The sequence below is a fragment of the Saprospiraceae bacterium genome (assembly GCA_016716185.1).
GTDB lineage: Bacteria > Bacteroidota > Bacteroidia > Chitinophagales > Saprospiraceae > Vicinibacter.
Map to the genome: position 1 here is coordinate 346,786 of JADJWV010000002.1, position 23,754 is coordinate 370,539.

Sequence of the window (23,754 nt, forward strand, 5' to 3'; positions counted from 1 at the left end):
GAGAGGTTAATAATATTGGCAAATATTAGAACCATGCAGGAAAACGCATCCAATACTACAACCTTTTAACCTTTTCCCCTTCAGCCTTACGCCTTCAGCCTTCTCCCCTTCCAGCTTTTGCCTTATTTTTGCAGCCCACAAATTCAGAACATGAAATACAGTGCTGCCGAAATCAAGGAATTCAACCAACAGACCCGCGAATTTTTGCAGCATTCAGCCATTACCAGCCGGAATTCTGTGGAGCAATTGCGGGAACTGATCCGCTTTCACGAATGGCAGTATTACGCACAGGACAATCCGCTCATCAGCGATTTTGAATACGACCAGTTGTATAAATTGCTGGAACATGTGGAATCCGAACATCCGGAATGGTACGATGCTGATTCTCCCACACAACGGGTATCCAGCGATCTCACCGAGCAATTTGAAACGGTCGTGCACCTGACTCCCATGCTTTCGCTCGAAAATTCTTACAAATTGGAAGACCTGGAGGCTTTTGATGCCCGGGTTCGGAAACTTTGCGAACTGGGTGATCAGGAACCTCTTGAATATTTTGCAGAACCCAAATTTGATGGCGGTAGCATTGCCCTGGTTTATGAAAACGACAGTCTGGTGCGGGCCGCCACGCGGGGCGATGGAGCTCAGGGCGACGAAATCACCCGAAATGCACGGACGGTAAAGTCCATTCCGCTGAAAGCCGCATTTTCCAAATTTGGTCTTCACAGGGTCGAACTGAGGGGAGAAGCGGTGATGAGCCATAAAAAATTTGCGCAGATCAACCAGCAAAGAGAATCCGATGGACTGAGTTTGCTGGCGAATCCACGGAATGCAGCTACCGGAGTCCTTCGCGTGAAAGATCCTTCCGAAACGGCAACGCGCGGACTGGATGCCTTCATTTTTCAGCTGTCCTATGCTGAAGACAAGGATGGAAACCCCGCCATGAATAAAAGAGCTTCGCATGCTGAATGGATGCAATTGCTGGATCAGCTGGGTTTTAAGGTGGCTTTGGGCGGCCGGAAAATTTGCAAAAACATCTACGAAGTGGAAGCCTTCGTTCAGCAATGGGCGGAACGAAGGGATCACTATACCTACGATATAGACGGGGTTGTGGTAAAGATCAATGATCTGTCCTTGCAGGAACGCTGCGGTTTTACCTCACACCACCCGCGCTGGGCAGTCGCCTATAAATTCCAAGCCAAACAAGCCACTTCTATCCTGAGGGATGTGGAATTTCAGGTTGGTAAAATTGGGTCCATTACCCCCGTTGCGAAAATTGAACCCGTACAATTGGCAGGAGTGACGGTGAGTTCTGTGTCTTTGCACAATGAGGATTTTATACGGCAAAGGGATATCCATTATGGCGATCAGGTTTTGGTAGAACGAGCCGGTGACGTCATCCCTTATATCGTTAAAGCTTTTCCCGAATTGCGGACCGGGAAAGAAACGCCCATCCATTTTCCGAAAAATTGTCCGGTTTGCGATACAGCTCTGGTTCGAGAAGAGGACGAAGCCGCCTGGCGTTGTCCGAATTTTCAGTGCGAAGCGCAAAAAGTACAGCGCTTGATCCATCACGTCTCCAAAGACGCCATGGATATCGACGGACTGGGAAAATCTTTGGTTGAAAGATTTTATGAATTGGGCTGGCTGAATGATATGTCCGATATCTACGATCTAGACTATGATGCGATATCCCAATTGGAGGGAATGGGCGAAAAATCAGCAACAAAACTCAGGAAATCCATTGAAGCCGCAAAAGATCGTCCTCTGTATCGCCTGTTACACGGCCTGTGTATCCATCATCTGGGCAAAAAAGTCTCAAAACTTATCGCCGAACATCTCAGCTACCTTCCCGATTTAAAAAATTGGGAACTCGAGCGCTTCACTTCGATTAAGGACGTAGGCCCGGTGGTGGGACAAAATGTAATCCAGTTTTTTCAGGATCCCGAAAACCTAAGAATGATCGCCAGAATGGAGCAATTGGGGGTCAATATGAAACAAACAGATGAGGACAGACCTAGGGCAAAGGTCGAAAATGCTGTTTTGTCGGGCAAAACCATATTATTTACAGGCACTTTGAAGCAATTGGGAAGAAAAGAAGCTCAGGAACTGGCCGAAAAAAACGGTGCAAAACTGCTTTCAGCCGTATCCGCTAATCTGAATATACTCGTGGTGGGTGAGGACGCCGGATCCAAATTGGCAAAAGCTCAAAAATTGGGGACGGTTGAAATTTGGTCAGAAGAGGACTTCCTTTCCAAAATTCAGGCATAATTTTCAAAAGAATAGCAAACGTTTAAAACTTTATAACGTTATATCTTGATAACCATTTTATAGCAGGTCAAACGATGAAAAAAATACTAAGTTTTCTCTTTATTAGCAGTCTCTGCATTTTCCAGATTACGGCTCAGAATGCTTTCTGGAAACCCATAACAAGCAACCTGGCTCCCAGAAACGGTAGCGATTGGAATAAAATCAGCAATTTGAGTTATTTCCAATTGGATCGCGAAGCGTATGCCCGGCATCTCATCAATCTTTCTAATTCAGCCGGTCAAAGCGAATTTGAACTGGAGTTGCCGATGCCCGGAGGAGTTTGGAAGACTTTTAAGGTCAAAGAGTCGCCCGTCATGGAAGCAGAACTGGCTGCCAAATTTCCCGAAATTAAAACCTATGCGGGGCATCACGGCGAATTGTACATGAGGTTGTCCATATCACCCTACAGTTTCCAGGTGTACATCCTGACCCCAGAAGGAGATGTGGTCATCGATGCACCCGATAGAAAGCGCGATGTTTATGCCATGTTCAGGGGATCTGACATTCAGTTTGACGAAGCTTTCAATCTGAGTTGTGGTACAAAAGATCTGGATGCGCTTGATAAATCGGAAGAACACACACATGAAAAAACCTTGCAACCGAGAAGTCCGCAGGGCGCACCGGTCAATTTGAGAACCTATAGACTGGCCCTGGCTTGCACTGCAGAATGGGCATTGGATGGAGGCCGTGGTGGTGGAAGCGTCCAGACTGCACTTGATAAAATGGTGGCATCCTTGTCTTACATCAATGCGGTTTATGAAAAAGACGTAGCCGTACACATGAACCTCGTTGCCAACAACGATAAACTGATTTTCCTTGATCCCGTTTCAGATCCTTACGGAAACCCAACTTCCGGAGGTTCCACTTTGGGACAGAATACAGATGTCATTACCGGGATCATTGGGCGGGCGGCTTATGATATTGGCCATGTATTTACAAATACCTGTACAGATGTGGGCGGAGTTGCTTTTTTGGCTTCTGTATGCAATGCCAATAAAGGTGGAGGAGTAACCTGCTGGTATAATACGGATATTGCCTACGTGACTCAAAGAATTGCATGCCATGAAATGGGACACCAATTCAGCGCATCTCATACATTTTCCAATTGCAATGGCAATGAATCTGCGACTTCCTATGAACCAGGAAGTGGAACGAGTATCATGTCTTACAGTGGACTATGTGGAGCAGGATTAAATGTGGAAACCGGAAATTTGCCACATCCCAATTATTTTCATACCAATTCAGTTGAGAGAATTTACAACTATACGAGAACCGGAGATGGAAGCCGGTGTGGAGTGCAGACTACAACCAACAATAGTTTTCCCGATGCGGAGATTTCATTTCCCTCAGGTCTTTATATCCCTATTCGTACACCGATCTGGTTGAAAGGCAGTGCAACGGATATGGAAAATGACAATCTGACCTATAACTGGGAACAATACGATGCCGCAGGATATGGACCTGTTCTCGGAGAACCATTGCTCGATGAAGAAGGGCCTTTATTTAAATCGGTATTTCCTGGCACCAGCCCAAATCGGATCATTCCAATCTGGAATACCATACTTACAAAAAAGAATTTCGAACGCACAGAAGTCCTGCCTACCGTAAATCGTAAAATAACCTTCCGGTTTAATGTTCGCGATAATCATGCGGGTGCGGGAGCTACTACCACTAAGCAGACTTTTTTCTATGCCATCGATTCTGCCGGTCCGTTCCAGCTTACTTTTCCGAATGTAGATACAAAAGACACCTTGTACAGTGGTGGATGTAATCTCATCCGTTGGGATGTTGCCAATACTAACAAATCTCCGGTCAATTGCAAGAAAGTGAATATATATCTGATGCCCAATCGTACCAATCCCAATGTGATGGTTCCATTATTGATGGGTACTGAAAACGATGGAGATGCGATTGTGGATATTCCCGATACTTATGTGGGGATGATCCGGTCCAGAATCGTTATCGAAGCCGCAGATAATATATTCCTGGACGCCTCCGATAGCGATATCCGGATTTTATCCAATGCCAATCGGAATGGTGTGTTGTTTGGTGTTGCGCCTTCAGATTTTGTGTTTTGCATACCCAATTCTATTGATCTTGACATTCAGGCTTGTACGTTTGGTTCAGCCAGTGGAAATTTAAGACTTTTACTTGGAAACGGTTTGCCTGATGGCGCAGTTTATCAATTTGAAAACGACCAATTGCCGGGTTCGGGAAGCACAAAATTAAAATTGGATTTTACGAATGTAGAAGCGAGTGGGATCTATAGAGTAGAAGTGCTTGCAATAACAGATGCGGGCGACACCTTGAGAGAGTGGATAGATATGGATCTGGTTAATGTAAATTTTACAGATTTGAAGACGATTTATCCAGCCAGTGGACTTGCCGGCCTGCCTCAATCTGTCGAGTTTAAATGGACTGCAGCCAGAAATGCCTTAAGTTACAGACTGGAAATTGCAACGTCTCCATCATTTGGTTCATCGCTTGTATATAGTTTGGATGGCATCAAAGACACAGTGATCACTCCTATTGTATTTTTGAACGAAAGCACCTTGTATTACTGGAGGATCATTCCTGTAAACCGTTGTGGTTTGGGTTCTCCCAGTGTGCCTTCTCCATTTCAGACCGTCAATAAAAAATGCGAATTGACCGATTATCCCGGAAACGTGTTGGTGCGAAGTGCCAATAAAACAGGATATATGCCCGTACCGATAAGAGGCTCGGGAATTATCAGCGATGTCAATGTCAATGACGTGTATGCCAACGCCATCGGCGTCAACAGCATCACCCTAACACTTGTTAGTCCGCAGGGAACCCGCGTCAAATTATTTGACAGAAATTGCGGGGTTACCGATTTGTTTGATTGTTCATTTGACGATGAAGGGCTTTTAAATATCATGAACGGTTGTCCGCCAGCCCAGAAAAAAATCATCAAACCATTGGAATCCTTGTCGAAGTTCAATGGCGAAGACCAAGCAGGTGACTGGACTTTGGAAGTGGTGACTGACCGATTTCTCAGTGGCCAGGCGAATTTTTACGGATTTAAATTAGACATTTGTTCAGAGATCAAAGTCAACAATCCATTTTTAATTACGAATCTTGGCCTTCAGATGAACCAAGGCGAACTGCGCAATATAGGGCAGGATAAATTGGAATCAGCGGATGTGGATAACACAGCGGCAGAATTGATCTATACCATTGTGGTGATTCCGCAGAGAGGTGATCTCATGCTGAACGGAGTGAAACTGGATTACGGATCAAAATTTTCGCAAAAGGATATTAATGATGGCAGATTGAGTTATAAACATACCGGTGGCCCGATGGAAACAGACGGATTTTTATTCCTCGTGGAAGACGGTGTCGGTGGTTGGTTTGGTACTGATTTTTTCAAAATTCAGATCGGGCCTGTAGATACCCGTCAGGAAGATGAATTTGAGTTTAACGTATTTCCAAATCCGGCAAAAAATAAAGTACAACTTACTTTTTCAGAAACACTTGAAAAGGATGCGCAACTCAGCGTTTTCGATCTCAACGGCAGGGTTTGTATGAAACAAGGACTTCCTTCGAGAAGAGCAGAGCTTATCGATATTGCCAATTTGGAAAATGGAATTTACGTATTTCAGATCAGATCTGGAAAACAATTTAAGACTGTGAAGCTGGTTGTTCAGCGTTGATGGTAATAGGGGTACAAGAGTTTTCTTAACAACCCTTCGAGTTGATTCCTTCTGTACTGCACTTTTTTACCTTAGCCCTTTTATGCGAACTTGGAGAAGGGCTGGGGATGAGGCAGACAGTTTAGTTTTTAAAAGATAGAGTGCTGAAAAAGCTGCATTTTTGCGGCCTTAAATCAGCCTGATCAATGTCGGTGTGGAGTAGACTCAAGGAAATTTTTGTTTTATTTAAACTTTCATTAAAGGGAGAACATATCGATTACACCCAGGGTAGTATTCCCAGGGCTGTATTTCTCTTGGCGGTTCCCATGATTCTGGAGTTGAGTCTGGAAAGTGTATTTGCCATTGTCGATATTTTTTTTGTAAGCAAGTTAGGTGCAGCAGCCATCGCAACGGTGGGTTTGACGGAGTCAGTGATCACGATTATTTATTCGGTGGCCATTGGATTGAGTACTGCAGCTACTGCGATCGTAGCCAGGCGCATTGGCGAAAAAGATCCCATCCGAGCTGCGGAGGCCGGGGCCCAGGCATTGTGGATCGCTATGGCCGTGAGCGTGGTGCTCTGTATTGCCGGAGCATATTTTGCAGGAGACATATTGAAGCTGATGGGAGCCAGCGAAGAAGTTGTCGAGACCGGGACTCCATTTGCACGCATCATGTTGGGTACCAGTTTTGTCATCATGTTGTTGTTTTTGATCAATGGAATCTTCAGGGGCGCGGGTGATGCGGCGATGGCGATGAAAAGTCTCTGGTTGGCGAGTCTCATCAATATTATTTTATGTCCATTGTTTATCGAATGGTTTGGATTGAAGGGTGCAGCGATCGCCACGGTCGTAGGACGCACAGCAGGAGTGGTTTACCAGTGTTATCATTTGTTCAGAGGGGACGGCATCTTAAAATTTATTCCATCTTATTTTAAGATCAATTTAGAATTGATCAGGTCGCTGGTCCATATTGCATGGCCTGCGACTTTTCAATTTATCATTGCGAGTGGCAGTTGGATTGTAATGGCTAAACTGGTTGCTGAGACGGGAGGGACCGATGCATCGGCAGGTTATCAGATCACCATTCGGAATATTGTATTTTTTATTTTACCGGCCTGGGGATTAAGTAATGCAGCAGCCACTTTGGTTGGACAAAATCTTGGTGCCGGGCATCCCGAGCGCGCTGAGAAGAGTGTATGGCTGACCGCCAAATACAATGCTGTATTTATGGCCTTAGTGACATTGTTGTTTATGATTTTTCCCGAATTGATTATTTCAATATACACCCGCGATCCGGAGGTCGTGCACTATGCAGTCCAATCATTGCGAATCATCGGATCGGCTTATATTTTTTACGGAGTTGGAATGGTGATGATTCAGGCTTTAAATGGAGCCGGGGATACCCGAACCCCGAGCTGGATCAATTTTATTTGTTTTTGGTTGTTTCAGATTCCGCTTGCTTATTTTCTGGCGAATGGAATGGACCTGAAAGCAACAGGTTCTTTTCTGGCCATTCCTATAGCTGAAACGGTGATTGCCATTGTGGCCTGGTACTATTTTAAATTGGGCAAATGGAAGAAGGTAGTGGTGTAAGGAAGTTGGCAGTTTTCAGTTGGCAGTCTTTAGTTGATAGTTGTTAGATGTTGGTTGATAGTTTTCCAGTGTAAATTTCTAAATTTGTAATACTAACACATGGATGTTAGCTAAGACTGAAATTAGGTACCAAAGGAATGGTACTGGGATATTAACGTCAATTATATTTTTTCAGGATTAATTCCCATCCAAACTTCAAACCTGATATCATCTTCCATTTAGTTTTTTATTTTTTTTTTCATTAATCTAATATTAATTTTAGCTAATATGTTTTTACGTTAATTCATTTCATACGAGTGGCCTTGGTACATTTCCATTCAACCATGAGCTATCTAATACCATAAAGTTATTTTGTAAATCTGAATTGAATGAACGTAAAAAAATGGTTAAATAATACTTGCTTTTCTGACAACTAACAAATCTCCTAAATGGCAACCTGCTAAAAGAAATTAGCAAATTAGATAAACAATTATTTAACTAAATCCTAATGTAAGTATTTCTGAAGCATGGACAAAAATCTCATACATTTCGTTCTAATAAAAAAAATATGAATACCTATTTTCTTTACGATTCATTTATAATCCATAAACATGGGGTAATCCGTTATTAGGTTTCAGCAGTAATTGTATTGACAAAATTATAGGATCATGCATTTAGATAATCTATGAATATTAATTATTGCGTTTTATCAATTTTATACCTGAGTTTATGCTATGGAGCATATAAAATTCAGTTCTTTAAGCCTCTTGGAAATCAGGCAGATTTAGAATTGGCCGAAATTCACAAAAAAGAATATAAGGTCTATTGTGATACAAGTTCATGGTATTTTCGAAGTGAATCTGAGTTGCAACTATCCGATTCAAGCCACATAGCAGAAACTGAAATGATCAATATACCCTGTTCATTACCACATCGTTTATTGTTGCCCAACAGCGCGATCTGGTATACGAGAAAGTTTTTACTTTCAGATACGATAATACTTGAAGTCAATGCAGATGATGGTGCACAAGTTTGGCAGGACGACAGGCGTGTGAAATCATTTTATGGAGATAATTTTATTTTATTTCCCAAAAATGGATGCTCCGTAATAAGGATCCGCGTATTAAATAATGCAATGTTCGGCGGTCTACAAAGGGTTCTTCTGAAAGTTAGGAAAGGAAAGCTTTTTGAATTCTTTGAACGAGGGGCCAATAACAATACCAGAGCAACATTTATTCAAGCTAAAAGAGATTACCAGATCAATCCTGAAAATGATTTAAATATTGATCCAGCCCAACCCATATCATTTACATTTTGGGGTGATAGTCAAGGTGGTTGGCAAACATTCAATAGATTAATTGAAAGTATGAATGCCATACCCCAACATTTTACAATAGGGCTAGGAGACCTGACCGCAAATGGCAGTAATTATAATCAATGGAGTAGTTTTCTAAAATGTTTGGGAAATATGCCAAATGATCTTGCAAAATATTTAATTGCTGGTAACCATGATTACGATGGTTATTATGATGACTTGTTTCCGGAATTGTATCATCTCATTACAGGCCATATTGAAAATCCAAAGCCCTATTTTAGTTGGAAAGTAAACCAATGTTTATTTATTGGATTGGATGGAAACCGAAATTTCCCGCTTGCATTAGATACAGCCCAACTGAATTGGTTGGACTCGTTGTTAGTCTCCAATGCGGGCAACTCCGTCAGATGGAGATTTATTCTACTTCATCAACCCCCTTATGCTCAAGGCTGGTTTGGATATGAAGGAGATGAATTTATCAGAAACTGGGTTGACAAATATGCAGAAAAATATAAAATAGATTTTGTATTGAGCGGGCATGTGCATAATTACGAAAGAATGAGCAAACAGTATGGCAACCACACTACAAACTTTATTGTATCCGGAGGAGCTGGAGGAAGATTGGAACCCCCGGAATCTAATTCCAACCCCAAAATGGATATAGTGATTAAAGAACATCATTTCTGTCATATTTCTATTAATGATAGCATCGCACATCTAAAAGTATATGGAATTGATGGTAAACTTTTGGATGAATTTATTTACAATAAGAATTAAATCTGAAAATCATATGAAAAAATACAAATTTGTTTTACTAATTTTTATAAGCTGCATACTTGCTTCAAACTTACTCTATACTCAGGAGATGAAAACCCAAAATGTAATTTTTATAACCCTGGATGGATTGCGATGGCAAGAGTTGTTTGGAGGAGCTGACGATTCATTGGTCAGAGATTTACGTTTTGTTAAGGACACAACTTTGTTAAAGGCCTCTTATTGGGATGATGACCCGGACGTGAGAAGAAGAACTTTAATGCCCTGGATGTGGAATACGGTTGGCGTTAATGGAGTATTACTTGGTAATCAATGGAAAGGAAGTAAGGTTCAGGTTACAAATATGCATTGGTTCTCCTATCCGGGTTATCAGGAAATTCTAGCTGGTTTTTCTGATCCTGGTGTAAAAAGCAATGATAAAATTTGGAATCCTAACGTAACTGTCTTGGAGTGGATTCAGCAGAAAGAAGGATTTCAAGAAAAGGTAGCAGCTTTTGGAAGCTGGGATGTTTTTCCATATATTATTAATCAACAAAGAAATGGAATGTACATCAATGCAGGGTTTGATACGGCTTCAGGGGCATCTTTAACTGTCAAGGAAAGATGGCTCAACGAGATCCAGTTTCAATGTCCGAAGCTTTGGAATGGAGTGCGATTGGATGTGATGACGCATCAATATGCTATGGAATACATACAAAAGAATCATCCAAGGTTGGTTTATATATCATATGGTGAAACTGATGATTTCGCTCACGATGGAAAGTATGATTATTATTTAGATGCCGCTCACCGCACAGATGCAATGATAGCTCAATTATGGGATTATTGTCAGCAGGACCCATTTTATAAAAATAGAACTACGTTTGTGATTACCACCGATCATGGAAGAGGCGATTTGAATAAAAGAGAATGGACATCACATGGTAAATTAATTAACGGATCAAATTTTATTTGGATTGCAGCCATAGGTCCTGATACGCCTGGAAGAGGGGAGGTGCAAAATGCAAAACGCTATTTTCAAAATCAGGCTGCCAAATCTGTTGCTAAATTTTTAGGATTCGATTATTCCAACCGCGAAGAGGTCGGGGAAATAATAGATGTTCTTTTTAGTAAATAAGGGGACTACTAAAAGCCTCTTAGACGAGGCGAGTGAACTTTTTAAATCCGGAGTCACGTTGGAGTGTGATGGGTAGTTTAAATAATTTTCACAACGAAGTATCAGAGATTTTTAGAAGTACATAAAATTTAATTTAGAAATTGTTTGGTGATTGTTTTATTGATGTAATATCTATATACAGATAATATTATCTGATTGTATAATCAATCAAATTAACAATAAGGACACATTCGAAAAAATAGCAGCTCATATTTTTATTCCGTAATTTAAATCTAATAGAAGTATGAAACGAACTATTCTAAAACTTACACTATTCCTAATCGTATTAGCAGCATTTAATGCTAAGGCCGTAGCGCAGATTTCCATCAATGGGAAGATCACAGATAGCAAGGGCGAAGCATTGACCGGTGTTACAATTATGGAGGAAAATACCAATAATGGTACAACCACAGATGAAATGGGGAATTACTCGTTGCAAGTAAGCAATGGTAACTCGGTACTAATCATTTCATATGTTGGATACAATACGCAACGCAAAAGTGTTGGCGGACAGCGCGAAATCAGCCTTTCTTTAACTGAAAACAGTATTGGTTTGAATGAAGTAGCGATCACGGCATTGGGGATTAAAAGAGAAAAAAAGGCATTAAGTTATGCAGTCCAGGAAGTCAAAGGAGATGATCTGGTCAAAGCGCGTGAAACCAACGTATTAAATTCTCTTGCTGGAAAAGTGGCAGGCGTAACTGTGGTAGGTAATCCTAGTGGGATTGGTTCATCAAGCAGAATAATAATCAGAGGAGAACGATCGCTTAATATAAATAATAATCAACCACTGTTTGTTATTGATGGTGTGCCCATTACGAATCAGTTTAATGGTTCATCTGGTAGAAGTTTCCAGGAAACGGATTATGGCAATGGAGCCGGATTTGTAAATCCTGATGACATTGAGTCAATGACTGTCTTGAAAGGGGCCAATGCTACAGCCTTATATGGTTCCAGAGCCTCCAACGGAGTAATACTTATTAAAACTAAGGCAGGTACCAAAAGGAAAGGGGTTGGTATCAGTTTCAACTCCACAGTAAGTTTTGAGGATGTGCTCATACTTCCCGAATATCAAAATAAATATGGACAAGGATTAAATGGTGAATTCAATTTTGTCGATGGAAACGGAGGTGGTTTGCGCGATGGGGTAGATGAAAATTGGGGTCCTGAAATGACAGGTCAGTTATTGGATCAATTCGATTCACCAACGAATAAAGGATTTAGAGGAGGAGATGTCGGGAATTTGTTTACCAATATTGGTCCGGTGAATTTAGCTGATCAATTAGCCAACAGAGGAACCATTCAAGCAACGCCATTTGTAGCTTTGGAAGATAATGTTAGAGACTTCTTTGAAACAGGGGCAACCTACACGAATAATATTTCTTTTGAGGGTGGTAATGATCAATCTGATTTTCGATTATCACTGACTGCTTTAAATCAAACGGGAATTGTCCCAAATACAGATTTGAATCGCTATACAGCTTCCTTTAATGGTGGATATAATTTAACCGATAAATTGGGTGTTCGATTGAACTTGAACTATTTGAATAACTCAAGCAAAAACAGACCGAATTTAAGTTACGGTACTGAAAATATCATGTATCTTTTTAATTGTTGGTGGCCGCGTAGTGTGAGCGTCGTGAATTCACGTGAATACTGGCAAAGAGGCCGGGAAGGGCTAAATCAGTTTAACTTTAATTACAATTACCACGACAATCCGTATTTTAATGTCTATGAAAACACAAATGGTCAAGCTTTAAATCGGGTATATGGAAATATTGCATTGAATTATCAATTTACATCCGAATGGAAAATTATGCTTCGGAGTGGAACTGATGTGAATAATGAATTCCGCGATCGAAGGAGAGCGTATAGCACACAACGCTTTAAATTGGGAAGTTATCGGGAAGAAAAAATCTATAGTGAAGAACGCAATACAGATTTTCTGATTTCATTTAATCCGACCATAAATTCTGATTTATCTTTTTCTGTGTCTGGAGGAGGCAATCGTTTGGATCAGGAGTTTAAACTTTCCGATATCAGTGCACCGGAATTGGCGGTTCCTGGAATTTATTCACTCAATAACAGTCGTGTAGCTTTGCAATATTTCACATTTGGATCCAAGAAAAGAATAAATAGTTTATACAGTTTTGTAAACTTGGGTTATAAAAGCAAAGTATTTTTAGATCTTTCACTTAGAAATGATTGGTCTAGTACCTTGCCTTCAAACGAAAACTCATACCTCTATTATGGAATTGGTAGCAGTATCGTTTTAACTGATTGGTTCCATACGAATGAAGATATTCTCTCTTTTGCGAAGTTGAGATTGGGTGTAGCTCAGGTGGGAAATGATACAGATCCCTATCAGTTAATCGCGACGTATGCGGCCCAGACGGCTGCCAATGGACTTCCTACTTATGAAGAATCAGCAGCACTTGCCAATGCAGACTTGAAACCTGAGATCAGCACATCTTTTGAAATTGGAACTGAATTGCGATTTTTAAAGAATAGAATTGGTTTGGATTTTACTTATTACATAACGAATAGTGAAAATCAGATTTTACCTATTCAATTATCCAGTACTACCGGATATACGTCTCGGGTTATTAATGCTGGATTGATTCAGAATAAGGGAATTGAAGTGATGTTAAATCTCCAGCCATTGAGATCAAGTAATGGATTCAACTGGAACATTGATCTGAATTGGTCTAAAAATGACAGCAAAGTGAAAGAGTTGTATCAAGATCCAATTTCAGGCCAGACCATAACCAGTTATGTAATGGCAAATCGTTATATTACCGTTGAAGCAAGAGTTGGTGAAGAAATGGGAGATATGTATGGTATAGGTTTTATAAGGGTTTCATCCGATCCAACAAACCCATATTACGATCCATCAGGCAAGTATGTTGGCCAGGTTGTGTATTCAACAAATGGAAAACCACTTGCTACTACGGACCGTATTAAATTAGGAAATTACAATCCAGATTGGTTGGCTGGTATCAGAAATACTTTCAGTTATCATGGGTTGAGTTTGAGCGTTTTGTTTGATATAAGATCGGGAGGTAAGTTATATTCTCATACGCAAACAGTGGGACGCGAAGGAGGAACCATTTTAGAAACTTTGGAAGGCCGCGCAGATGGATACGATTTGAGTAAAGATGGAAACGGGGTGATCGGATCAGGTGTAGTTCAAAATGCTGATGGAACATTTACACCAAACACTGTTAAACTTCCTGCAAGAGAATGGCATACAACGATCACTCTTGGACGTCGTTTGGTAGAAGGCATGATTTATGATGCCAGTTTTACAAAATTGAGAGAGGTCCAATTATCATATACATTACCTAACCGTTGGTTAGGTAATGCAAACATCAGGGATTTAACCTTATCTTTTGTGGGTAGAAATTTGGCTTTGTGGTCGGATGTACCTCACGTGGATCCTGAGACTTCTTCAACGGCTGGCGGTACAATTATACCTGGTGTTGAATCGGTGGCCATACCAAGCACCAAATCTTTTGGATTTAACATAGGACTTAAATTTTGATCTCTTAAATATTTAAATGTCATGAAAAAAATATTTTTCTATAATTTTTTAGTCATTTGCGCATTATTATTTGTAGGATGTACAGATGAATTTGAGGAAATCAATACCAACAACAATTCACCTGTCAGGGTTACTCCTCAGTTGTTGTTACCCGATATTCAAAGAGATGTTATAAACACATTACTGGGAGAAACCTGGGGAATCGGGAACATTGTTATACAACATACTGCCAAAAATCAATTTGTAAACGAAGATCGTTATTTGTGGGGCGAGTTTAATAGTATCTGGACAAATGGATATGGTAAATTAAGAGACGTTTATAATATAATTCGGTTGGCGGAAGAAAACAATGATCAACCGACTAAAGCCGTGGCTCTGATTATGAAATCATGGATATACTCTTTGATAACAGACACTTATGGAGATATACCCTACTCAGAGGCAATAGCAGCAAAAGCCGGGATAAATTATCCCAAGTATGATACTCAAGAGGAGATTTATAATGGGATCATTAGTGACTTGAGTTTAGCCAATGATTTATTAGCCAATTCAAGTGGAGTAGTAGGTGGTGATATTGTTTACAATGGGAACATAACGAAGTGGCGTAAATTGGCCAACTCATTAAAGATACGATACCTGATAAGGATTTCAAAAAAGAAAAACCCTGGATCCGCCTTAAGTGAAATGATTTCAGATGCATCCAAGTTCCCTCTATTCAGCAGCAATGATGACAATGGAGTATATAATTTCAAAGAATCTTCACCAGATCAATTTCCTTTATACAGTGCGAGAGTTGGATCTTTCAATGAGTTTCGGGCTAGTAAAACCTTACTGGATACATTGAAATCGATGAATGATCCCCGTTTGAAAATCTACTATAGAGCTACACCTGCAACAGAAGGAACTGCACAGGAAGAATTTATTGGTATTCCCAACGGGTTGGATGATGTTACCTCACAAACTTATGCTGGTGGGCAACAAAATCATTCACGCATTGGTAGTTTATTTTTTGAAAATTCAATAACCACCGAAGGACTAAAAATTGCAAAAGGTGTAATCATGACTTATGCAGAATTGCAATTTTTATTGGCAGAAGCGTCTGCAAAAGGCTGGATAAGCGGAGATTCTAAAATGTTTTATGAGAATGGAATTAAATCTTCATTTGATTATTATGGGCTTTCTGTTCCAACTGGCTATTTTGACCTTCAGACTGTAAAATGGAGCGGCGATCAGCAGGAGAATTTAAATAAGATTGGATTTCAGAAATGGATTTCATTTTACTACCAGGGAATGGAAGCTTGGTTTGATTGGAGGAGAACTGGTATTCCTGTACTAACCCCGGCTGTAAGTAATCAAAACGGAGGCAAAATCCCGGTTCGGTTTATTTATCCATTTATTGAGCAAGCTCTTAACGGGCCAAACAGACAGGTAGCCGTGAGCAGGCAGGGTGGAGATGATATCAATACAAAAATGTGGTATTTACAATAAATGGCAAGTTTTGTTATCGGATAAGATCAATGGCTCGTTGGGATAGTCCTGCGAGCCATTATTTATTATTTCAATGACGGTTTGGCATTTCATTAAATAAATTAATATTTATGAAACAGGATAGAATCCGCATGATCGTATTCGATATGGCAGGGACGACGATACAAGAGAATAACCTGGTGTATCGATCTTTGCAGTTTGCACTTCAAATGCACGGGTTCAACCTGGATCTGGATCAGATACTTATCCATGCTGCAGGAAAGGAAAAGGTAACAGCTATCAGAGATTTATTGAAATTCACATCACAGCAAGAAGCAGATGATGAATTGGTAAGCGATGTATTTATCGATTTTTCCAAACAACTTAATGAGCAATATGCAATAGTTGGTCAGGTAAAGTTATTTCCCTCCTATACGCTCCTATGTAATTATTTGAGAGAAAATGAAATCATAATAGTGCTAAACACAGGGTATAGCAAAGTGATTGCTCAAAAAATCCTGGATCAGGTTGGATTATTACCTGGGGAAGGATATGATTTATTGGTATGTTCAGATATGGTAAACCAAAGCCGTCCTCATCCTGCCATGATTGATTATGTAAGTAATAAGTTTGAGATTCAACCAAGACATATAATTAAAGTTGGGGATACAATTGTGGATATTATGGAGGGTAAAAATGCCAATGTTAAGTACTCCATAGGCGTGACAACTGGTGCCCAGACCAGGAAACAACTCGAAGCCTGTCAACCTGATTTTATCATCGATGATTTATTGGAATTGATTCCAATTATCGAAAATGTAAATAAGTAAATGAACTTCCGATTCAGTATTACTTCATATTTAATACGGAATCCTTTACTATTGATAATATGGGCTGGTGTTGCTACAACCCTCGCTTATTTTTGTATGTATATGTTCCGCAAGCCTTTCACCGCAGGATTTTACGAGGGTATTGAATGGTTAGGTCTTGATTACAAGGTGATTTTAGTAATTTCTCAGATTTTGGGGTATGCAACTTCTAAATTTGTTGGAATCACTTACATTTCGGGAATGGAACCTCAGCAAAGGGCCAAAAAATTTATTAGCTTAATATTATTTTCCTGGATCGCATTGGTCGGCTTTGCGCTGACTCCGGTTCCTTATAATTTATTTTGGATGTTCTTGAATGGTTTACCCTTGGGGTTGATTTGGGGAATAGTCTTTCAATATATCGAAGGTAGGCGGTTTACCGAAATTCTAACAGTGCTGTTGTGTGTGAATTTTATTGTTTCATCCGGTGTGGCCAAAACATTAGGCACCTTTGTAATGCAATTGGGAATTGAACCATTCTTCATGCCTGCGATTTGCGGTTTCGTTTTTATTCCTGTTGCATGTTTTGCTGTTTGGGCACTCACCTGTATACCAGGTCCGGATGCGAATGATGTAAAATACAGGAAGGAACGAATTACAATGAATGCAATGATGCGTAAAGAAACAATCCGCAAATATGGTACTATCATTTTTTTTATTACGGTTTGTTACATCTTGCTTACTATAGTAAGGGATATCCGTGATAATTATATTGTTGAAATATGGAAAGATTTGGGATTTTCAAATAATTCTGCCATTTATACAACAACAGAATTGCCAATTGCTTTTGGTGTTTTGCTCTGCCTTGGATCTCTTTTTATAATCAAAAACAACACAAGAGCATTTTATCTCAATTTATTATTGATTGGAGCGGGATTTTTGATATTGTTGGTTAGTACGTTTTTATTTCAGCTCCATATAATTTCTTCGTTGACTTTGTTGGTTTCCAGTGGAATTGGTTTGTTTGTACCCTATATTTTATTTAATGGTATTTTATTAGACAGGTTTTATGGGAGCTTTAATATTGCCGGCAATGTAGGATTTATCATGTATATAGCCGATTCATCGGGTTATCTCGCCAGCGTTGCAATTATGATCATTAAATTATTTAATAATATCGAAGTTTCCTGGTTATCGTTTTATACAAAAATATGTTGGGCAGTTAGCATCATTGGAATATTCACCTTATTATTTTTAACCTTATCAGTATATTTCAAGCAACTGCAAGAGAAAAAACAAGGTCTTTTAAACAGAAGTTCTTATGAAACTATATGACATCATTGTAATTGGTTCTGGCATTATGGGCCTTGCGCATGCTTATCATGCTTCCAATTTAGGATTGCGGGTCCTTATTTTAGAAAAAAACAGTAGGGCAGCGGGATCCAGCGTCCAAAATTTTGGCCAGGTCGTTCCCTCTGGATTTGGAGTTGAATGGCAACGTATTGGTAGGGTTTCATTGGAATATTACAGAAAAATCCAAAGTGAATGGGATATTACAGCCCGAAATAATGGAAGTATATATTTCGCAACAGATCCTCAGGAAGAGCAACTCTTAGAGGAGTTGATGTCTATAAACCGGATTGAAAATTATTCCTCTGTATTGCTAAATAAAGAGGAGTGTTATGCCAAGTATGCAGGAATAAATATGGATCATATTCGGTGCGGACTTTTTTTTCCTGAAGAAATTTCTTTGGACTCCCCAATTGCCATAGCTTCTCTGTCTGCCTATTTGCAGATTAGAAGAGGAGTTGAAATGCAGTTTCAAACAGTTGTTAGTAATGTTGAATCTGATACGAATCAAGTATTATTAACAGACCATTTTGGCAGAACATACCAGGCCCAGATTGTTATCATTTGTAATGGCTCTGAGTTTAAGTTGCTTTATCCCAAATATTTTGAAAATGCTGATCTTGAGATGGTCAAATTGCAAATGATGCAAGTGAGTGATCCCGGTTTTAAAATCGGTGGTAATTTGCTTACAGGGTACTCCATCAGGAGGTATGAAAGTTTTCATGAATGCCCTTCATATATGCAAATAAAAAAGGAAGAAAATCCCGATACTTTTGCAAAGCAATTTGGTATTCATTTACTTTTTAAACAGAATTTAGATGGGAGTATCATTTTAGGAGATTCTCATGAATATGCTCCTCCGGATCGTTGGGAAGAAATACAAGCCCATGTAACACAGCAATGCATAAATCAATTTATGATGGATGAAGCAAATAAATACATCAATATTAAACAAAGCCAAATAATTAAAACGTGGATTGGAATTTATTCCCAGGTAAAAGATAAGGGATTAATAAATGTAGAAATAGAACCCAATGTTCATATTGCATGTGCAATCGGCGGAAAAGGTATGACGGCTTCTTTGGGTTTTGCCAAAATGAATATGGATCAAATTTATTCGAATCTTTGATTCATAAGTCTCATCCTTCAAGCGAGAAATGAATTTAAAGAAACCTAAAGTGCCTTAAAATTATCATTTGAATGCTGGATGTAGTTTATGTATGCTTTCCTTTTCGCATTGAATTTTATGATTTAAACTTTTCATGGAATGAGCGTCCGGGTGTGAAATATTATGAGCCAGAAGTTTGAAATAATTATTCATTTGATGAATCAATTTTTGAGTAGTTTCATTAAAGTAGGATTGAATAAAATAGCTCCAAATGTAATCAATGGCCTTATTGCTTGGATGCACTAAATCATCTGCTGCATATCGATAATCTCGTAAATCATCCATAAATATTTCATAAGCAGGAAAATATTCAATTTGAGAATTCCATTTGCAAAGGCTATCACAGCATAATATAAGAGTGGCTTTACTCCGGTTGTTTTCCACAAAGCCATCACGGAGGTATCTTACAGGGCTCACGCTTAATATAATCCTGACATTGGGGTTTAATTTAAATAAGTTCTCTAAAGCCTGTTGCAAATACGTAATGCTTTCTTCCAGGCTTGCCCGTTTTTTAAGGAATTCTGTTGGAGGAATTTTATGGCAGTTTGCTGCTACCCGATTTGAAGGAAGATGCAAATAATAATGGGCTGAACCTAAGGTTAAAATCAGACAATCTATTTTCTTGATTAGTTTTTTTCCAAATTCTAATTCAGCATTAATGGAATTCAATAATTGATCCTTGTTGGCGTTTGAATATTTCCCATGATGGTCCAATGAGTGGTACAGGCCATCATTTAATATAAATTCTTCTGTTTGGTAATGATCATCGGACAACAAGACCATGAATTGGCGCGAAAGGCTAATTGGATTAAAACAAATGCCAAAGGGGTGTTGGATTTGCGGGAATTGGTAATTCCGCAGTTTTTTGTTAAATTCTTCTGCAAAGCAACTCCCGGCGGTATAAAAGAGATTCTTATAATTGAAAGTCTCATTTTTATTAAATGAAGGAAAAATGGTGCGGTCTTTAAAAACATTCATTTCCCAAAATTATAACGATTGGTTGATTATCCCAAAAAGCCGTTAGAAGATAGGATAGACATGTTACCTTTAGGATTTTTATCCAATATGGCATTTTGGAACAGATTTACCGGTAAAAAATCGCAAAATCCGGAAATTTCCTTCGGAAGGTATTCGGATGCCTACAAATCAACCAATCAGTATGCCGCCTGGGATAAAAGTCTTAAACTTTATGAAGAGGGCAAGTATCTCGAATCCATACAAGAATTTGTTTATTATCTCGAGAATAAAGGCGCAGGGAATATTACCGTTTCAGAAAGCAGCAAGAATTTATTTGAATTTAGCCTTTATCAAGGTTCCAAACAAGTGGATTGCGTTGTCAACGGATCTTTATTCAGAGCTGAATCAAAAATTGCCCACTGCAAAGATTTAAATGTTGGATTCTTGCGCAAAGCGGTGGAATACAATTACGACCTGAACTACGCACGGTTTGCACTGGATCCCGGGAATAACCTGTGCATGTTGTTTGATAGTCTGTTGTCTGAGTCTTCTCCCTATAAACTTTATTATGGATTAAAAGAGCTTTCTATTCAATCTGACAAGGAAGATGACCTTTTGCTGAGTGAATTTGAGCATCTTGAGCCCTTGAAGAATCAACATATCCGGATTTTGGCTCCGGATTTGATCAAAGCAAAAACAGATTTTATCAAGGCAAAATTGGAGGCCCTTCATTCGAAAGACATCATAGGCAGTTTGAATCCAAAACGTTACCAGGGGGCATTGACCTATGTCTATCTGGCAGCTATATATGGTTTGGATTATCTGGTCAGACCTGAAGGTAAGTTTATGGAGCAAATTGGGAACATCCATATCAATTATTTTAGTCTGCCAGCCGATCGGATCGATGAGAAAATCAATATTCTTCTAAATGGAATCAAAGAACTGGAAGAAATATCTTCTGCGGAAATTGAAAAAGAGCTGTACGAGGTCATATCGACTTTTGGGATCACCAGTCCTGCAAACCAACAAGTAATAACACAATTTATCGACTCTGAACTACAGGCAGTTAAATGGTACGAAGAGAACAAGCACGATGAAGTTGTTATGGCCATTTGCAATTACGTGGCCGGTTATTGCATGTATAATTTTGCCTTGCCCGGTCCCGATCACGATCTCATGCATTTGTATTTTGAAATAGCAGAGCAAGACTATTTTAACAAACTTGGATTTGATTTCAATTACAGAAGTAAAAGTGGAAACCGGATCTTAAAGGATAAGGTGATCGAACGTGTTGAAAAAATAATGGAGAAGCATAGGAAGGCTTTTCCAAATCTGCCTTTTACCATCAATTTTGAGCAGGATACTTTACCGGCTGTATTGAAATCCTTGTTGATGTTTGTGAAATCATTATCCCTGACATGAAAAGTTTAATCGAACGGTATAAAGACATCGTCATCCAGATCGCGACTCCGTTTTCGGTTGGAACCGGATTCTATTTGAAGGATTATGGGCTGATCATAACCAACGAACATGTTGTCAGGAATAATAAAGAGGTGGTCATAGAAGGCATGGGCGTGAAGAGATTGAAGCGGAAAGTGAAATATCTTGATCCAAAGTACGACCTGGCATTCATCCAGGGAACCGACCATCATACAGAAATCCGGGTACCCTTGCACGTTGCCGATGATTACCAGCAGGGCGACGCGGTACTTGCTATCGGGCATCCCTTTGGATTAAAATATACGGCTACCCAGGGCATTATTTCCAATGCAGTCCATCAGCAGAATGATCTGTACTATATTCAGCACGATGCCGCACTCAATCCCGGAAACAGCGGGGGCCCCCTGATTAATGACCAGGGTGAAGTACTGGGGGTCAATACGTTCATCATACAGAATGGCCAGAGTATCGGGTTTTCACTGCCGGCCAGGTATTTACAGCAAGCCTTGGATGAATTTGTAGCTGGCAATAAGGAACTCGGGGTGAGATGTACCTCCTGTGCCAATATCGTTTTTGAGCCCAATACCGAAAAAAAATATTGTCCGTTTTGTGGTGCCCGGATTACCATGATCTCTCAGATCGAAGATTATTCACCTTCAGGCATCCGGTTGGAGATTGAAGAGGCATTGGGCCAACTCGGATACGATGTCAGCCTTACCCGGAGAGGGCCGTTTAACTGGGAAATTGAGCGCGGTTCCGCTAAAATTTTGCTTTCTTATCACGAAGATTCGGGAATGATAGCAGGCGATGCATTGATGTGCTCTCTACCCAAAGAAGGCATTAAAGAAATTTATACCTACCTCTTGCAGCAGAATTACTTTCTAGAGGGTCTTAGCTTTAGTATTCTAAACCGGGATATTGTTTTGTCTTTGCAGGTATTCGACCATTCTTTCAAACCCGAGAACGGCCAGCAAATGTTCAATCTTTTGTTCGATAAAGCCAATGAGTACGACGACATCCTGGTCAAAACTTACGGAGCGGTAGCCCGTGTGGATTAAGACTTTAGGTATATAAGTTTTTTAAATTTATTAAAAATTATGAAAATGGGAATATTATTTGCTGGAAAGGCCGTAAATTTATCCTCTTATATTGTAGTAGGTATGATGCGATTATTGGCTTTATTTGTCTTATTGATCAGCCTGAACCTTAATGCTCAGGACATCCACTTTTCTCAATTTTACATGTCTCCAACCAATTTGAATCCGGCGATGACCGGCGTTATGAATTGTAAAATGAGATTTGTTGCAAATTACAGAAACCAGTGGGCCCCTATTTTGGGGTTTGCAAATTCATTTAACACCTATAATTTATCATTTGACCAGAAGATACCCGTAGGCAGGTACGATTATTTCGGATTTGGGGGCACATTTTGGGGTGATAAAGCAGGTTCACTGGATTTCAGCACCATTCAATTCAAATTGTCGGGTTCTTACAGTAAAAGAATGTCGGGAACAAGGACATCCTCAAACTATTTGGTTTTTGGAGCAGAAGCCGGCCTGAATCAAAGGGGTGTTAAATTTCACAACGCCATCTGGGGGAACCAGATCACGACCAATGGACCCGATCCCAATATTCCGGGAGATCCGGCAATTTTTGACCCCAGCTTTTTATTTGCCGATGTTTCGGTCGGGGTATTGTGGTTCAGCGTATTGGATAAACACAACAACTTTTATGTAGGGGGGGCTTTAAGTCACTTGAACGAGCCTCTGCAGAACAATATTGAAGAAGGCACACCGGGTTATATTCCTGCTCCGCTTTATTCAAAATTAACCATTCATGGGGGTGGAGTTTTCCGGCTCAACAGAAGAAGCGCTATCATACCTGGTTTTGTTACATTTTTTCAGGGCCCATCGTTTCAGCTTAATCTCGGAACCAGCTTCCGTTTTGGCTCCGGTCAATCCAGAACAAACGAAAGTTCTTTCCAGTTAGGATTATGGTCCCGTTTGGCTAATAAATATAAAGATCCCGCTTCTACCGGCATTCACATGGATGCATTAATTCTTTCCGCAAGATTTGATTACCAGAAGTATGGATTTGGATTGAGCTATGATATCAATACTTCCAGTTTGCGCAATGCCAATGCAGGAAACAACTCATTTGAATTGTCCTTCATTTATAACATTTGCGGACCTGAAAGAAGAGGAATTTATTGTCCGAATTTTTAAAGAATTCAGTAAAAT

Annotated in this window: 14 protein-coding genes; 13 read left to right on the plus strand and 1 reads right to left on the minus strand. The window is 39.8% G+C overall.

Annotation, left to right across the window (positions count from 1 at the left end; translation table 11 throughout):
* The first annotated feature begins 150 nt into the window (after nucleotides 1-150).
* The 10 genes from ligA to IPM34_03270 all read left to right on the plus strand — a co-directional run bounded on the left by ligA (nucleotide 151) and on the right by IPM34_03270 (nucleotide 19,078).
* A complete protein-coding gene (gene ligA / locus IPM34_03225; GenBank protein MBK8954554.1) occupies nucleotides 151-2,268 on the plus strand; it encodes an NAD-dependent DNA ligase LigA in 2,118 nt (705 codons plus the stop codon).
* A gap of 74 nt (nucleotides 2,269-2,342) precedes the next feature.
* The gene (locus tag IPM34_03230) at nucleotides 2,343-5,981 is read left to right on the plus strand and encodes a T9SS type A sorting domain-containing protein (GenBank protein ID MBK8954555.1); all 3,639 of its coding nucleotides are present in this window, start codon (nucleotides 2,343-2,345) and stop codon (nucleotides 5,979-5,981) included.
* A 185-nt stretch (nucleotides 5,982-6,166) separates the two neighbouring features.
* Complete coding sequence (locus tag IPM34_03235) at nucleotides 6,167-7,555, plus strand: MATE family efflux transporter (protein ID MBK8954556.1); 1,389 nt, start codon at nucleotides 6,167-6,169, stop codon at nucleotides 7,553-7,555.
* A 664-nt stretch (nucleotides 7,556-8,219) separates the two neighbouring features.
* Nucleotides 8,220-9,626, plus strand: coding sequence for a metallophosphoesterase (locus IPM34_03240; protein ID MBK8954557.1), 1,407 nt, complete (start codon nucleotides 8,220-8,222; stop codon nucleotides 9,624-9,626).
* A 13-nt stretch (nucleotides 9,627-9,639) separates the two neighbouring features.
* Nucleotides 9,640-10,740 carry an alkaline phosphatase family protein gene (locus IPM34_03245; protein ID MBK8954558.1) on the plus strand — a complete coding sequence of 367 codons (1,101 nt, stop codon included), beginning with the start codon at nucleotides 9,640-9,642 and terminating at the stop codon, nucleotides 10,738-10,740.
* A gap of 283 nt (nucleotides 10,741-11,023) precedes the next feature.
* Nucleotides 11,024-14,323 (plus strand): SusC/RagA family TonB-linked outer membrane protein, encoded by a 3,300-nt coding sequence (locus IPM34_03250; protein ID MBK8954559.1) that lies wholly within the window; start codon nucleotides 11,024-11,026, stop codon nucleotides 14,321-14,323.
* Nucleotides 14,324-14,344: 21 nt separating this feature from the next.
* Nucleotides 14,345-15,811, plus strand: coding sequence for a SusD/RagB family nutrient-binding outer membrane lipoprotein (locus IPM34_03255; protein MBK8954560.1), 1,467 nt, complete (start codon nucleotides 14,345-14,347; stop codon nucleotides 15,809-15,811).
* Between the two features lie 110 nt (nucleotides 15,812-15,921).
* Complete coding sequence (locus tag IPM34_03260) at nucleotides 15,922-16,620, plus strand: HAD hydrolase-like protein (protein MBK8954561.1); 699 nt, start codon at nucleotides 15,922-15,924, stop codon at nucleotides 16,618-16,620.
* A gap of 102 nt (nucleotides 16,621-16,722) precedes the next feature.
* Nucleotides 16,723-17,934 (plus strand): hypothetical protein, encoded by a 1,212-nt coding sequence (locus tag IPM34_03265; protein ID MBK8954562.1) that lies wholly within the window; start codon nucleotides 16,723-16,725, stop codon nucleotides 17,932-17,934.
* Nucleotides 17,921-19,078 (plus strand): TIGR03364 family FAD-dependent oxidoreductase, encoded by a 1,158-nt coding sequence (locus tag IPM34_03270; GenBank protein ID MBK8954563.1) that lies wholly within the window; start codon nucleotides 17,921-17,923, stop codon nucleotides 19,076-19,078. Before IPM34_03265 ends, IPM34_03270 begins: the two co-directional genes overlap by 14 nt.
* Nucleotides 19,079-19,141: 63 nt before the next feature.
* Here IPM34_03270 and IPM34_03275 read toward each other — a convergent pair whose 3' ends face one another.
* Nucleotides 19,142-20,095: a GSCFA domain-containing protein gene (locus tag IPM34_03275; GenBank protein MBK8954564.1), complete on the minus strand. Its 954-nt coding sequence runs from the start codon at nucleotides 20,093-20,095 to the stop codon at nucleotides 19,142-19,144.
* A 60-nt stretch (nucleotides 20,096-20,155) separates the two neighbouring features.
* Between IPM34_03275 and IPM34_03280 the strand changes: the two genes are divergently transcribed.
* The 3 genes from IPM34_03280 (at nucleotide 20,156) to IPM34_03290 (ending at nucleotide 23,739) form a co-directional block, all read left to right on the plus strand.
* Complete coding sequence (locus IPM34_03280) at nucleotides 20,156-21,496, plus strand: hypothetical protein (GenBank protein ID MBK8954565.1); 1,341 nt, start codon at nucleotides 20,156-20,158, stop codon at nucleotides 21,494-21,496.
* Nucleotides 21,493-22,572, plus strand: coding sequence for a trypsin-like peptidase domain-containing protein (locus IPM34_03285; protein MBK8954566.1), 1,080 nt, complete (start codon nucleotides 21,493-21,495; stop codon nucleotides 22,570-22,572). The genes IPM34_03280 and IPM34_03285 overlap by 4 nt, the downstream gene beginning before the upstream one ends.
* A 102-nt stretch (nucleotides 22,573-22,674) precedes the next feature.
* Nucleotides 22,675-23,739, plus strand: a complete 1,065-nt coding sequence (locus IPM34_03290; protein MBK8954567.1) for a PorP/SprF family type IX secretion system membrane protein — start codon at nucleotides 22,675-22,677, stop codon at nucleotides 23,737-23,739.
* Nucleotides 23,740-23,754 lie beyond the last annotated feature (15 nt).